The following is a 12,751-nucleotide window of genomic DNA, read 5'->3' as shown; positions in this document are numbered from 1 at the left end:
GCCCCTTTGGGTCGGGCGGTGCCGTGTGAGGGGGGTGCGGAAGATCCGGAATCGGCCCATGCGAAACTTTTCACATGAGTGCCTGCCGTCCACGCCGCACCAGTCGCCGCCGTCTTGCCCTGTTCGCCGCGGGGGCCGCGGCGGCCTCGCTGACGCTGAGCGCCTGTGGTGACGGCGCCGCCTCCGGAGGCTCCGCCCAGACCAAGTTCGTCCAGGGCAAGGGCGGAATCGCCACCGTGCCGAAGGCCGACCGGCAGCCGGCGCCCGACCTGTCCGCCCCGACCACCACCGGCACGAAGAAGCTGGACGTCGGCGATTACAAGGGCAAGGTCGTCGTCCTCAACGTCTGGGGGTCGTATTGCGGCCCCTGCATCGCCGAGGCGCCCAATTTCGCCAAGGTCGCGCAGGAGACCAAGGCCAAGGGCGTCCAGTTCATCGGGGTCAACACCCGCGACGAGAAGGCGCAGGCCGTCAACTTCGAAGAACAGCACAAGGTGCCCTACCCGAGCCTGTTCGACCCCACGGGCAAGCTGCTGCTCCGCTTCCCCAAGGGCAGCCTCAACCCACAGGCCATCCCCTCGACGATCGCCATCGACCGGCACGGGCGGATCGCGGCCCGGTCGCTCGGACCGCTCACCGCGAGCGATCTGCGCACGATGATCGACCCGCTGATCGCCGAGAAGTGATCGCGTGATCGCGCTCGCCGCCTACGCCGCGGAGAACCAGACCGTCGTGTCCGGCGCCCTGCTCGCCGCCGTACCCGTCGCGCTGCTCGCCGGACTCGTCTCCTTCTTCTCCCCCTGCGTGCTGCCGCTGGTCCCCGGCTACATGTCGTACGTGACCGGCGTCACCGGCACCGACCTCGGAGAGGCCAAGCGCGGCCGGATGCTGGCCGGCGCCTCGCTCTTCGTCCTCGGCTTCACCGCCGTCTTCGTCTCCGGCGGCGCCCTCTTCGGATACTTCGGGCAGAGCCTCCAGGGCTACAAGGAAACCGTCTCGCGCGTCCTCGGCGTGCTGATGATCCTCCTCGGGCTGGCGTTCGCGGGCATCCTCAAGCGCTTCGGCCAGCGCGAGCTGCGCTTCCACAAGAAGCCCGCCATGGGGCTGGCCGGCGCGCCGCTGCTCGGGGCGCTCTTCGGCATCGGCTGGACGCCCTGCATGGGCCCCACCTTCGCCGCCGTCAGCACCCTCTCGCTCGACGGGGCCAGCGCCGGCCGGGGCGCCCTGCTCACCGTGGCCTACTGTCTGGGCCTGGGCCTGCCGTTCATCGCCGTGGCGCTGGCCTTCCGCCGGGTGCTCGGCGCGTTCGGCTGGGTCAAGCGGCACTACCAATGGGTGATGCGGATCGGCGGCGGCATGATGGTCGCGCTCGGCATTCTCCTCGTCACCGGCGTATGGGACGGCCTGATGCAGGAACTGCAGAGCTGGACGCAAAGCTTCAATGTTGGGATCTGATTGATGGCCACGAAGACCGGCCCCCGCGAGCCGGACACCGGCGCACCGGCCGCCCCCGATACGAGCGGCGACCTCGGCGCCGCCGGATCCCAGCTCTCCACCGCCCCCAAGGAAGACATCAGCTTCCCCTCGCTCGGCCCCGTCGGCTGGGCCCGCTGGTTCTGGCGGCAGCTGACCTCCATGCGGGTGGCGCTGCTGCTGCTCTTCCTGCTCTCCATCGGCGCCATCCCCGGGTCGCTGATCCCGCAGACCAGCATCGACCCGGTCAAGGTCGAGCAGTTCAGGACCGAGCACGACACCCTCGGCGCGATCTACGACAAGCTGGGGATGTTCCACGTCTACAGCTCGGTGTGGTTCTCGGCGATCTATCTGCTGCTGTTCATCTCGCTGATCGGCTGCATCGTGCCGCGCACCTGGCAGTTCGTCGGCCAGCTCCGCGGCCTCCCGCCGGCCGCCCCCCGGCGGCTGACCCGGCTGCCCGCGTACACCACCTGGCGCACGGACGCCGAGCCCGAGGCGGTCCTCGAGGCCGCGCAGCGGATGCTGAAGAAGCGCCGGTTCCGCGCGCACCGGACCGGCACCGCGGTCGCCGCCGAGAAGGGCTATCTGCGGGAGGTCGGCAACCTCGTCTTCCACGTCGCGCTGATCGTGATGCTGGTGGCGTTCGCCGTGGGCAGCCTGTGGAAGTCCGAGGGCGGCAAGCTGGTCACCGAGGGCGACGGCTTCGCCAACAGCCTCGTCCAGTACGACGACTTCACGTCCGGCCCGTTCTTCGACACCGACACCATGGAGCCCTTCGGCTTCACGCTGAAGAAGTTCGAGGCGACCTACGAGCGGACCGGGCCGCAGAAGGGCACCCCTCGCGTCTTCCGTGCCGACGTCACGTACTTCACCGGTGCGGACGGCAAGGAGCACAGGACCGCGATCGAGGTGAACACCCCGCTCGACATCGCGGGCAACAAGGTCTACCTGCTCTCGCACGGCTACTCGCCGGTGGTCACCGTCAAGGACGGCCGCGGCAAGGTCGTCTACCACGGCGCGGTGCCCTTCCTGCCGCAGGACCCGAAGAACTTCACCTCGACCGGTGTGGTCAAGGTGCCGGGCGCGCAGACCAAGGACGGCAAGCGCAATCAGCTGGGGTTCAACGGGCTGTTCGTGCCGACCTTCGGCGGCAAGAACTCCGGGTCGATGTTCTCGCAGTTCCCCGCGCTGGACTTCCCCGTGCTGGCGGTGAACGCCTGGCACGGCGATCTGGGCGTCGACTCCGGTCTGCCGCAGAACGTCTACCAGCTCGACACCAAGCGGATGAAGCAGTACAAGGACGCCAAGGGCAACATCTTCAAGAAGATGCTGATGCCCAAGGACCGGCTGACGCGCCAGGCGCAGCAGCACACCGGCATCAAGGGCGGCCTGACGAAGAAGGACGTCGAGGCCGACAGCACGATGCAGCTGCCCGACGGCCAGGGCTCGCTCACCTTCGAGGGCGTCAAGAGCTGGGCCAGCTTCAAGATCACCCACCAGTCCGGCAACGACCTCGCGCTGATCGGCGCGGTGTGCGCCCTGGTGGGCCTGGCCGGGTCGCTGTTCATCCAGCGCCGCCGGGTGTGGATCCGGGCCGAGCAGGGGGCCGACGGGGTCACCGTCGTCGAGATGGCGAGCCTGGGCCGTAGCGAGTCGCCCCGGCTGCCGGACGAACTCGCCGACCTCGCCGTGACGCTCGGACCCGACGCCCCGCTCGCCCCGGACGCCGAGCCGGAGCCCGGTACGGAACCCACGGCCGAGGCCGCCGACCAAGACCCGACGGAGCCCACCGACTCTGCCGATCCTGCTGACCCCTCCGAAGGAGCGCGCGCGTGAATCTCGCTGCCGCAGCCAACGAGACACTGGCTCACAACAGCAATCTGCTGGTGTATTCGGCGATGGCCGTCTACACCCTGGCCTTCCTCGCGCACATGGCCGAGTGGGTGTTCGGCAGCCGCAGCAAGGTCGGCCGCACCGCCGCCGCGCTCACCACCGAGGCCAAGGCGGCGGCGCGTGTCTCCGTCACGGCGGCCCAGAAGGGCGGGGGCACCGCCGTACTGGAGCGGCCGAAGATCATCACCAAGGCCGCGGCCGGCAGCCGTGACGTCCCCGACGGCCCCGGCGCCCACGGCGGCACCGAAAAGGGCGACCTCTACGGCCGGATCGCGATCTCGCTGACCGTCCTGGCCTGGGCGCTGCACCTGGGCGGCGTCGTCACCCGCGCCCTGTCCGTGGAGCGTGCCCCCTGGGGCAACATGTACGAGTTCTCCACGACGCTCGCGGCCGTCGCGGTGGGCTTCTACCTGCTCCTCCTCGTACTGAAGAAGAACGTCCGCTGGGTCGGCCTGCCGCTGGTCACCACCGTCCTGCTCGACCTCGGGCTCGCCGTCTCGGTGCTCTACACGGCCAGCGACCAGCTGGTGCCCGCGCTGCACTCGTACTGGCTGTGGATCCACGTCAGCTGCGCGATCATCTCCGGCGCGGCGCTCTACCTCGGCGCGATCGCCACGCTGCTCTTCCTCTTCCGCGACCCCTACGAGGCCAAGCTCGCCGACCCGTCGGGCAAGCAGCCCGGCGCGTTCGCCACCTCCGTGCTGGAGCGGCTGCCCTCGGCTGCCTCGCTGGACAAGTTCGCCTACCGCATCAACGCCACCGTCTTCCCGCTGTGGACGTTCACCATCATCGCGGGCGCCATCTGGGCCGAGGCCGCCTGGGGCCGCTACTGGGGCTGGGACCCCAAGGAGGTCTGGGCCTTCATCACCTGGGTCGCCTACGCGTGCTACCTGCACGCCCGCGCCACGGCCGGCTGGAAGGGCCGCAAGGCCGCCGTGGTGGGCCTGATCGGGTTCGCCTGCTACCTGTTCAACTACTTCGGCGTGAACATCTTCGTGACCGGCCTGCACTCCTACGCCGGAGTCTGAGCGGCCCGACCGGGTCACACCCGCGGTGCCGTACGGGGCCGGGCTCGCCATGAGCCCGGCCCCGTACGGCACCGTCGTCCGTGCGGCCTCCCTCAGCGCCGCCTGCGCCGCCCGCGCTCCTGGTGGGGCAGATGCTGGCCCGCCCCCGGCAGCGTCGGCTTCGGCAGATGTGCCACCTCCCACTGCGCGTCGGCCAGCTGGTCGGCGGTGTCGTCCGGCAGCCGCGGCGGGCGGTGCGCCGCCTGCCGGAAGCCGAACGCGGAGGTCAGATCGCCGAATGCCGAGCGCCGCCAGTCGCTGATGTTGGGCTCCTCGATGCCGGTGAAGCGCTCCAGGAACTGCAGCACCGAGGTGTGGTCGAAGGCATCGCCCGCGGCCCAGCCGCCGACCGTCCAGGGGGAGACGATCAGGCACGGGACGCGGAAGCCGCCGCCGATCGGCAGGCCCTGGACGAACTCGTCCTTCGTCCCGGCGGGCGGCACCGGCGGCGGCACATGGTCGAAGAGGCCGTCGTTCTCGTCGTAGTTCAGGATGAAGACGGTCTTGCGCCACACCTTCGGGTTCGACGCGATGGCCTCGATCTTCTTCGCCACGTAGTCGGCGCCGGCGGCCGGCAGATAGTCCGGGTGCTCGGACTGGGCGCTGGTGGGGATCAGCCACGAGACGGCCGGCAGCCGGTCGTTGCGGGCGTCGTCCTCGAAGGTCCCGGCCGGCTGCGGCCGCACCCCGCGCTCGTACAGCGACTCGCCCGGCTTGGCGTCCCGGAACGTCTGGAACTGCTCCAGCAGATTGCAGCCGTAGTCGTCCTCCTCCTGGTACACCTTCCAGCTGATGCCGGCGGCCTCCAGCCGCTCCGCGTACGTCGTCCAGCGGTACGGCTTGGGCGCGGTGTTGTTGAGGACCGGGCCGCCCCGGGTGCCGCCGGGGTCGAGGGTGCCGGTCATCCAGTAGAGGCGGTTGGGCCAGGTGGGGCCGAGGACCGAGCAGAAGTAGTTGTCGCAGAGGGTGAACGCCTCGGCGAGGGCGAACTGGAAGGGGATGTCGTCGCGGGTGTGGTAGCCCATCACGTACGGACCGTTGATCCCGTCGGCCTTGCGGTGCGCGGGCAGCCAGCGGTCCATCCTGCCGCCGTTCCACGCCTCGTGCTGGACGGACCAGGCGTGGCTGGTGGACGGGATGGCCTGCGCGCTGGAGGTGTGCGTATCGAGGTGGAACGGCAGCAGATAGCCGTCCGGGTTCTCCGCGTCCGGCTGGTGGAAGACGGACCGGCCGCCGGGCAGGGACAGGGCGTCCGGGTCGGCGAAGCCGCGGACGCCGCGCAGGGTGCCGAAGTAGTGGTCGAACGAACGGTTCTCCTGCATGAGCATGACGACGTGCTCGATGTCCTGGAGTGAGCCGTGACGTGGGGGTCCGGCGGCGACGGCCTTTTGGACACTGGGCGGCAGCAGCGACAGCGCGGCTCCGCCGCCGATCGCGCCGGCGGCGGAGCCGAGGAGTCTGCGTCGGGTCATGTCGGGCATATGTGCCACTCTCCCTGAGTCGCGTGCGGCCTCGGTGGGCCGACCCGACTGTGGCGGTGGCCCGGTTTCCCGGGCAGGGGGAGGTGGCTGAACGCTGTATCAATTGGCCGTGAACAGCCGCGAGTTGGCGTGTTGCCGCTACGTCTCGTACGCCACACGAAGCAGCCCGCAGCGGACCGTTCGTGGCGCAAACTACGCGTTTATGACGCCGTGTCAGGACACGCGGGTCAGGCCCGGAGTTCCCCCAGGTGCCGGGTAGGGGCGCTCCTCGGGCAGCAGCGCGGCGGCCGCCGCGCTCTCGCCGGCGCGCATCAGCGCATGGATCTCATGGGCCAGCGGCGTGACATCCGTGATCGCCACCGTCCACTCGTCCGCGTACCGCCGCGAGGCCTCACCGCTCAGCCCGAGCTGCAGCGACCGGTACGGCAGCGCCGTCAGGTGCAGATCGCGCTCCGGGTCCCACTGCACCCGGGCCGGCGAGGCCTTCAACCGGCGCTTCCAGGCCGCCCGGTCGCCGTGCTCATCGGCGTCGTGGTGCGACAGGCAGGCGTTGCCCAGCGCCCAGTCGAAGCCGGCCCGGTCGATCTCGACGGCCAGCACGGTCTCCTGGCCGTCCTTGGCGCCCCAGCCGCAGCGGTACATCATCCACAGGAACGACGGCTTGATCCACGTCATCCGCTCGCGCTTCCAGGCCGCGGGGAACCGGCCGTCCCGGGCGGCCGGGACGCCGAGCGCCGGGGAGTACGCCTGATAGACGGTGACGGTCCGTTCGGTGTGCAGCGCCCGGATCCGGCGCAGGGGTTCGGGTGCAGGGGGTGCGGTGCTCATCGCGGCTCATCCTGGCGGACGGCCCGCCCGCGGGCCACCGAATTCCGTCGCGGCCCCGGCCGCCTACTCGTCCCCGATGTCCTCGTGCCACAGCGCCGGGTGCGCCCCGATGAACTCCCGCATCATCGCCGCGCACTCCGGGTCGTCCAGCAGCACGATCCGCACGCCGTGCCGCGCCAGCCAGTCGTGCCCGCCGTGGAAGGTACGGGCCTCGCCGATCACCACCCGGGAGATCCCGAACTGGCGGACCAGGCCGCTGCAGTACCAGCAGGGGGAGAGGGTGGTGACCATCGTCGTGCCGCGGTAGCTGCGCTGCCGCCCCGCCGCGCGGAAGGCCGCGGTCTCGGCGTGCATCGACGGGTCGTCGTCCTGGACGCGGCGGTTGCGGCCCCGCCCGAGCAGCGCCCCGTCCGGGCCGTACAGCGCCGCCCCGATCGGAATCCCGCCCTCGGCCAGCCCGGCCCGCGCCTCGGCCACCGCCGTCGCCAGCATCGCGCGGGCCTGTTCCTGGATGTGGTCGGGGTGCCCGTAGGGGTCGCTGGGGCCATCGGGGTTCCCGTGCCGCCGGATCGCGTCGCGGTCGGCGGCCCAGTCCTGGGTACGGCGCTGATCGGATGCCTCGTCCATGAGGTCACCGTACGCCGCGCGGGCCCCAGGGGCGCTTCTGCCGGATCTCCGCGGCGTCGCGTCAGAAGCGCCCTAACCTTTGGCGGCCGGCGGAGTGTCCTCCGGCCCGTTCTTCGCCTCGCCCTCCTTGCGCCGCAGCTCCTCCTCGCGGCGGCGCAGATCGGCCTCCCAGTCCTTGAGCAGCGCCTCGTCCTTCTTGTTCTCTTCCTTCAGGGACCTGAGGAACTCGGGGTTGTCGTCCGGCGCGATCCACTTCGCACTGCTGTGATTGCGGTGCCACTCCGAAGGCGTGCTGCCGCCGCCGGTCCCCGGCTGCCGCTGCTTGCCCGCCACCAGCCAGGCGATCGGGCCGATCAGCACCTCGCCGAAGAGCAGGATGACGATCACCCACACCACCTTGGGCAGGCCGCGCACCTTCGACTCGGGGGTGTTGAGGCAGTCGATGAAGGCGTAGATCCACAGCGCCAGGACCAGAAGGAACGGCAGATATCTGAGCACGGCGAACATGGTGGAACGGCCCCCTACGCGCGACGGCGGGCCCTTCGGCGGGGCCCGGTGACCCGTACAGGGTAGGGCGTGCCGGATACTGGAGCGCATGGCTTACGACGATCTTCGCTCCCTGCTGCGGGCCCTGGAGCGCGAGGGCGACCTCAAGCGCATCAAGGCCGAGGTCGACCCGTATCTGGAAGTCGGCGAGATCGTGGACCGGGTGCAGAAGGCCGGCGGCCCGGCGCTGCTCTTCGAGAACGTCAAGGGCTCGTCGATGCCGCTGGCCATGAATGTCTACGGCACGGACCGCCGTCTGCTGAAGGCGCTCGGCCTGAAGTCGTACGGCGACATCAGCGACAAGATCGGCGGACTGCTCAAGCCGGAGCTGCCGCAGGGCTTCGTCGGGGTGCGGGAGGCGTTCGGCAAGCTCGCCGGGATGACGCATGTCCCGCCGAAGAAGGTCAAGGGCGAGAGCGCGCCGGTCCAGGAGGTCGTGCTCCAGGGCGACGAGGTCGACCTCGACCGGCTCCCGGCCCTGTTCACCTGGCCCGAGGACGGCGGCTCCTTCTTCAACCTGGGCCTGACGCACACCAAGCACCCGGAGACGGGCGTGCGCAATCTGGGCCTCTACCGCCTCCAGCGCCACGACAAGCGCACCATCGGCATGCACTGGCAGATCCACAAGGACAGCCGCAACCACTACCAGGTCGCCGCCAAGCGCGGCGAGAAGCTGCCGGTCGCGATCGCCTTCGGCTGCCCGCCGGCCGTCACGTACGCCTCGACCGCGCCGCTGCCCGGCGACATCGACGAGTACCTCTTTGCGGGCTTCGTCCAGGGCAAGCGGATCGAGATGGTCGACTGCAAGACCGTCCCGCTCCAGGTCCCGGCGAACGCCGAGGTCGTCATCGAGGGCTGGCTGGAGCCCGGCGAGATGCTGCCCGAGGGCCCGTTCGGCGACCACACCGGCTTCTACACGCCGCAGGAGCCGTTCCCCGCGCTGAAGATCGACTGTGTGACGATGCGGAAGCGGCCGCTCCTCCAGTCGATCGTGGTGGGGCGCCCGCCGACCGAGGACGGCCCGCTGGGCCGCGCGACGGAGCGTTTCTTCCTCCCCCTGCTCAAGATCATCGTCCCGGACATCGTGGACTACCACCTCCCCGAGTCCGGCGGCTTCCACAACTGCGCGATCGTCGCGATCGACAAGAAGTACCCCAAGCACGCGCAGAAGGTCATGCACGCCATCTGGGGCGCGCACATGATGTCGCTGACCAAGCTGATCGTGGTGGTGGACGCCGACTGCGACGTCCACAACCTGCACGAGGTCTCCTGGCGGGCGCTCGGCAACACGGACTACGCCCGCGACCTGACCGTCGTCGAGGGCCCCGTCGACCATCTCGACCACGCCTCCTACCAGCAGTTCTGGGGCGGCAAGGCGGGCATCGACGCGACGAAGAAGTGGCCCGAGGAGGGCTATACGCGCGACGGGGGGTGGCCGAACATGGTCGAGTCCGACCCGCCGACCGCCGCCCTGGTCGACCGCCGCTGGAAGGAGTACGGACTGTGACCGCCTCCGCCGCCGCAGCGGTCCCGCAGCCCGGCCGCACCAAGGCTTTCCTCCGCCTGGTGATGATCGAGCACTCGGTCTTCGCGCTGCCCTTCGCCTATATCGCCTCGCTGACCGCGATGTTCCAGTGGGACAGGACCATCCACTGGGGCAAGCTGCTGCTGGTCACCGTCGCCATGGTCGGACTGCGTACCTTCGCGATGGCCTGCAACCGCATCATCGACCGCGAGATCGACGCCCGGAACCCGCGCACTGCGCACCGCGAACTGGTCACCGGCGCGGTCACGGTGAAGTCCGCCTGGACCGGTGCGCTGATCGCCGTGGTGATCTTCCTGGGCGCGGCCGCGCTGCTCAACCCGCTGTGCCTGGCCCTCGCCCCCATCGCCGTGATCCCGATGGTGGTCTATCCCTACGGCAAGCGCTTCACCGACTTCCCGCACGCGATCCTGGGCCTCGCCCAGGCGATGGGGCCGGTCGGCGCCTGGATCGCGATCAGCGGCACCTGGTCGTGGGACGCGGTCGTCCTCGGCCTCGCGGTCGGCGTCTGGATCGGCGGCTTCGACCTGATCTTCGGCTGCCAGGACGTCCAGGCCGACCGGGCGCACGGCGTGAAGTCCGTGCCGGCCCGCTTCGGCATCCCGGCGGCGCTGCACGGCGCCCGCGCCAGTCACGCCGTCACCACGGCCCTGCTGGTCTGGTACGCGCTGGCCACCGGCGCCGGGATCTTCTTCTGGGCCGGCCTGGTGATCGTGGTCGCGGCCTTCCTCTACGAGCACACCCTCGTCCGCCCGCACGACCTGTCCCGGCTCAACCGGGCCTTCTTCACCGTCAACGGCTTCATCGGCATGGCGCTGTTCGTCTGCGCGCTGCTGGATCTGCTGGTGCGGGGCCTGACGGTCTGACGGGCCGACGGCCGTCGGGAGCCCGACGGCCGTCCGGGGATCAGACCTTGGCCATCGGCCAGGCGATCAGCCGCGGGTAGGTCCACAGCTCGCCGCTGTTCGCCTTGACCGTGCCGATGATGGCGCAGACCATGCCGGCCACGGCGTACGCGGCCATGATGCCCATCACGGTCAGCACCGGGATCGCCAGGCCGGGCCCGTCGCGGTGCGCCTCGTCGGCGGCCGCCGCGAAGATGAAGGCGCTGCCGAAGTACAGCAGCACGCCGAGGGTCGCCACGATCGCCTGGGTGAAGCCGAAGTTCATTGCCTGGGTGGCGTGGTGGCGGACGTACGGGTTGTGCTGGTGGCGGGCGCTGTTGCGGATCGACAGCGGGGCGACCCAGCCGAGGAAGCCGCCCAGGCCGCAGCAGACCCCCGAGCCCACGGTGACGGTCAGCAGCGCGCCGAGGTGGGCCCACATCGCGGGGCTCGTCGAGGGCGCGGGCGGCTGGGGGGCGTAACCGGGGACGGGCTGCTGATAGCCGGGGCCGCTCGGGTAGCCGTAACCCGGCTGCTGGCCGTACGGCTGCTGCGGTCCGCCGGCCTGCGGCCCGTAACCGGACTGGTAGTAGTCGGACATGTTCTGCTCACCCCGTGGTTGCTGCGATTGCCGCCCGTCGCTGCCGTGGCGTCAACTGGCCCCGGCGGCGCGCGCGGTCCCGTCGGTCCGAGACTACGGGACGGGTCGGACGGGCGCTCCGGCGGTCAGGGACCGGGGGCGCTCGCGCAGGACAAAGGCCGCAACCACCCCGCCTATCAGCCCGAACAGATGCCCCTGCCAGCTGATCTGGCTGTCCGTCGGCAGCACGCCCCAGACGATGGAGCCGTACACCGCGCCGACCAGCACCCCGATGCCGATGTCGAGGAGCTTGCGCTCGATGAAGCCGCGCAGCAGGAGATAGCCGAAGAGCCCGAAGATGACGCCGGAGGCGCCCGCGGTGTTGCTGCCGGGCGCGGCGGTCAGCCAGACGCCGATGCCGCTGGTGAGGATCACCAGCAGGACGACGGCCAGGAAGCGGCGTATCCCCGTACGCAGCGCCGCGACGAAGCCGAGCAGCAGCAGCGGCAGGGTGTTGGCCGCCAGATGGCCGAAGCCGAAGTGGAGGAAGGCGGCGGGCACCACATCGACCAGCTCGGCGGGGTCGCGCGGCTGGATGCCGAAGGAGTCCAGGGCGTTCCCGGTGACGAGGTCGACGCCCTCGAGCACCCAGAGCAGGGCGACCCAGCCCAGCATCAGGCAGATCGCGGGCTTCGCGCGTGCTGTCATCGTTCCGGCCGTCCTTTCCCGTCCCGGGGCCCGTTCCCCGGCCGCGTCCCCGGCGGGCGCCCCTCGGCGGGGCCGCGCGACGGGCGCACAGGTAAGAACGGCCGTGACGGGGTCGGTGGTTCCGCCGGATAGGCTCGATGGTGTGGAGCCGCCGCACAACAACATCAGCAAGCAGGATCCCGGCCGCCGCCGTCCGTGGGTCGTGGGGATCTCCGGCGCGTCCGGAACGCCGTATGCCGCATCCGTGCTGCGCGGGCTGCTCGCCGCGGGGGAGGCGGTGGATCTCGTCGTCAGCCGGGCGTCGCGGCTGACGCTGCTGGACGAGACCGGCATCGCCTTCCGGGACGCGCATTGGCGCACCGACCTGCGGGAATGGCTGGCGCTCGGGGCGGACGGCAAGCCGGAGACGTTCCCGGTGACCGAGCAGACGCTGGCGGATGTGCGGTACTGGCCGGCCGGTGATCTGGCGGCCGGCCCGTCCTCCGGTTCGTATCCCGTCAAGGGGATGCTGATCGTCCCGGCGAGCACGGCCTGTGTCGCCGGGGTGGCGCTCGGACTCTCGAAGGATCTGCTCCAGCGGGTGGCGAGCGTGACGCTCAAGGAGCGGCGCCGGCTGGTGGTCACGGTGCGGGAGACTCCGCTGAACGGACCTACGCTGAAGCATCTGGTGGCGCTGGACGAGGCGGGCGCCGTGGTGCTGCCCGCCTCTCCGGCGTTCTATGCGGGGGCGACGCACATCCAGGATCTGGTGGACTTCGTCGCGGGCCGGGTGCTCGATGCGGCAGAGGTGCCGCACGGGCTGTACCGGCGCTGGGAGGGGGAGCTGCGGGGAGGCTCCAAGGAGGAGGCCCCGGACCCGTCCTAGCTGTGTCTAGCGCTTCTTGGCTGCGGCGGCGCGGCCGAAGAGTCGCCGGGCCCGGGGGGCCGCTTCCTTGTGGGCACGTGAACGATTGGCCTGGTCCTGCAGCTCGCGCATGCGGGCGTAGGCCATCTCGATCGAGTACACGGTGACAACTCCTGTGAAGATCGTCGTTGATCGTCGGAAGATTCGAATGAATCACAGGGCGTGAGGCCCTGTATGCCTTAGATTCTACATGCAGAACCCGAAAATGCGTAAA

At 70.4% G+C, this 12,751-nt stretch carries 14 protein-coding genes; 7 read left to right on the top strand and 7 right to left on the bottom strand.

What is annotated here, in order from left to right; translation table 11 throughout:
• The first annotated feature begins 74 nt into the window (after positions 1-74).
• The 4 genes from ACIGWZ_RS22285 to ccsB are packed head-to-tail and all read left to right on the top strand — an operon-like array spanning position 75 to position 4,397.
• On the top strand, positions 75-686 hold the full coding sequence (locus ACIGWZ_RS22285) for a TlpA family protein disulfide reductase (RefSeq protein ID WP_400067157.1): 612 nt from the start codon (positions 75-77) through the stop codon (positions 684-686).
• Positions 687-693: 7 nt separating this feature from the next.
• Positions 694-1,455, top strand: a complete 762-nt coding sequence (locus tag ACIGWZ_RS22280; protein WP_400067283.1) for a cytochrome c biogenesis CcdA family protein — start codon at positions 694-696, stop codon at positions 1,453-1,455.
• A 3-nt stretch (positions 1,456-1,458) separates the two neighbouring features.
• Positions 1,459-3,312 carry a cytochrome c biogenesis protein ResB gene (locus tag ACIGWZ_RS22275; RefSeq protein WP_400067155.1) on the top strand — a complete coding sequence of 618 codons (1,854 nt, stop codon included), beginning with the start codon at positions 1,459-1,461 and terminating at the stop codon, positions 3,310-3,312.
• Positions 3,309-4,397 (top strand): c-type cytochrome biogenesis protein CcsB, encoded by a 1,089-nt coding sequence (gene ccsB, locus ACIGWZ_RS22270; RefSeq protein ID WP_400067153.1) that lies wholly within the window; start codon positions 3,309-3,311, stop codon positions 4,395-4,397. Before ACIGWZ_RS22275 ends, ccsB begins: the two co-directional genes overlap by 4 nt.
• A 92-nt stretch (positions 4,398-4,489) precedes the next feature.
• On the opposite strand, the gene ACIGWZ_RS22265 is transcribed toward ccsB, so the two are convergent.
• The 4 genes from ACIGWZ_RS22265 to ACIGWZ_RS22250 all read right to left on the bottom strand — a co-directional run bounded on the left by ACIGWZ_RS22265 (position 4,490) and on the right by ACIGWZ_RS22250 (position 7,870).
• Positions 4,490-5,917: an alkaline phosphatase family protein gene (locus tag ACIGWZ_RS22265; RefSeq protein WP_400067151.1), complete on the bottom strand. Its 1,428-nt coding sequence runs from the start codon at positions 5,915-5,917 to the stop codon at positions 4,490-4,492.
• A 213-nt stretch (positions 5,918-6,130) separates the two neighbouring features.
• The gene (locus ACIGWZ_RS22260; RefSeq protein ID WP_400067149.1) at positions 6,131-6,745 is read right to left on the bottom strand and encodes a DUF4291 domain-containing protein; all 615 of its coding nucleotides are present in this window, start codon (positions 6,743-6,745) and stop codon (positions 6,131-6,133) included.
• A gap of 63 nt (positions 6,746-6,808) precedes the next feature.
• On the bottom strand, positions 6,809-7,372 hold the full coding sequence (locus ACIGWZ_RS22255) for a nucleoside deaminase (RefSeq protein WP_400067147.1): 564 nt from the start codon (positions 7,370-7,372) through the stop codon (positions 6,809-6,811).
• Between the two features lie 72 nt (positions 7,373-7,444).
• Positions 7,445-7,870 (bottom strand): PLD nuclease N-terminal domain-containing protein, encoded by a 426-nt coding sequence (locus tag ACIGWZ_RS22250; RefSeq protein WP_400067145.1) that lies wholly within the window; start codon positions 7,868-7,870, stop codon positions 7,445-7,447.
• 97 nt (positions 7,871-7,967) lie between these two features.
• On the opposite strand from ACIGWZ_RS22250, the gene ACIGWZ_RS22245 reads away from it, so the two are divergent.
• The gene (locus ACIGWZ_RS22245) at positions 7,968-9,425 is read left to right on the top strand and encodes a menaquinone biosynthesis decarboxylase (RefSeq protein ID WP_400067144.1); all 1,458 of its coding nucleotides are present in this window, start codon (positions 7,968-7,970) and stop codon (positions 9,423-9,425) included.
• Positions 9,422-10,327: a menaquinone biosynthesis prenyltransferase MqnP gene (gene mqnP, locus ACIGWZ_RS22240; protein ID WP_400067142.1), complete on the top strand. Its 906-nt coding sequence runs from the start codon at positions 9,422-9,424 to the stop codon at positions 10,325-10,327. Before ACIGWZ_RS22245 ends, mqnP begins: the two co-directional genes overlap by 4 nt.
• Positions 10,328-10,367: 40 nt before the next feature.
• On the opposite strand, the gene ACIGWZ_RS22235 is transcribed toward mqnP, so the two are convergent.
• Together ACIGWZ_RS22235 and ACIGWZ_RS22230 are read right to left on the bottom strand one after the other, a co-directional pair.
• Entirely contained in the window at positions 10,368-10,946 is a 579-nt protein-coding gene (locus tag ACIGWZ_RS22235) for a DUF4870 domain-containing protein (protein WP_400067140.1), read from the bottom strand.
• A 93-nt stretch (positions 10,947-11,039) separates the two neighbouring features.
• Positions 11,040-11,633, bottom strand: a complete 594-nt coding sequence (locus tag ACIGWZ_RS22230) for a rhomboid family intramembrane serine protease (RefSeq protein ID WP_400067138.1) — start codon at positions 11,631-11,633, stop codon at positions 11,040-11,042.
• 142 nt (positions 11,634-11,775) lie between these two features.
• Between ACIGWZ_RS22230 and ACIGWZ_RS22225 the strand changes: the two genes are divergently transcribed.
• Positions 11,776-12,498, top strand: a complete 723-nt coding sequence (locus tag ACIGWZ_RS22225; protein WP_400067136.1) for a UbiX family flavin prenyltransferase — start codon at positions 11,776-11,778, stop codon at positions 12,496-12,498.
• A gap of 6 nt (positions 12,499-12,504) precedes the next feature.
• Here ACIGWZ_RS22225 and ACIGWZ_RS22220 read toward each other — a convergent pair whose 3' ends face one another.
• Positions 12,505-12,639 (bottom strand): hypothetical protein, encoded by a 135-nt coding sequence (locus ACIGWZ_RS22220; RefSeq protein ID WP_362700977.1) that lies wholly within the window; start codon positions 12,637-12,639, stop codon positions 12,505-12,507.
• Positions 12,640-12,751 lie beyond the last annotated feature (112 nt).

Source organism: Streptomyces sp. NPDC053427, assembly GCF_044544985.1.
Taxonomy (GTDB): Bacteria; Actinomycetota; Actinomycetes; order Streptomycetales; family Streptomycetaceae; genus Streptomyces.
The sequence above is the reverse complement of the archived record's forward strand: the minus strand, read 5'-3'. Positions and strand labels throughout refer to the sequence as shown.

Excerpts from the sequence above, each read along its gene's own strand:
- ACIGWZ_RS22245 (WP_400067144.1), top strand. The coding sequence starts at position 7,968 with ATGGCTTACGACGATCTTCGCTCCCTGCTGCGGGCCCTGGAGCGCGAG.
- ACIGWZ_RS22265 (WP_400067151.1), bottom strand. The coding sequence starts at position 5,917 with ATGCCCGACATGACCCGACGCAGACTCCTCGGCTCCGCCGCCGGCGCG.
- ACIGWZ_RS22235 (WP_400067140.1), bottom strand. The coding sequence starts at position 10,946 with ATGTCCGACTACTACCAGTCCGGTTACGGGCCGCAGGCCGGCGGACCG.
- ACIGWZ_RS22255 (WP_400067147.1), bottom strand. The coding sequence starts at position 7,372 with ATGGACGAGGCATCCGATCAGCGCCGTACCCAGGACTGGGCCGCCGAC.
- ACIGWZ_RS22275 (WP_400067155.1), top strand. The coding sequence starts at position 1,459 with ATGGCCACGAAGACCGGCCCCCGCGAGCCGGACACCGGCGCACCGGCC.
- ACIGWZ_RS22260 (WP_400067149.1), bottom strand. The coding sequence starts at position 6,745 with ATGAGCACCGCACCCCCTGCACCCGAACCCCTGCGCCGGATCCGGGCG.
- ACIGWZ_RS22285 (WP_400067157.1), top strand. The coding sequence starts at position 75 with ATGAGTGCCTGCCGTCCACGCCGCACCAGTCGCCGCCGTCTTGCCCTG.
- ACIGWZ_RS22230 (WP_400067138.1), bottom strand. The coding sequence starts at position 11,633 with ATGACAGCACGCGCGAAGCCCGCGATCTGCCTGATGCTGGGCTGGGTC.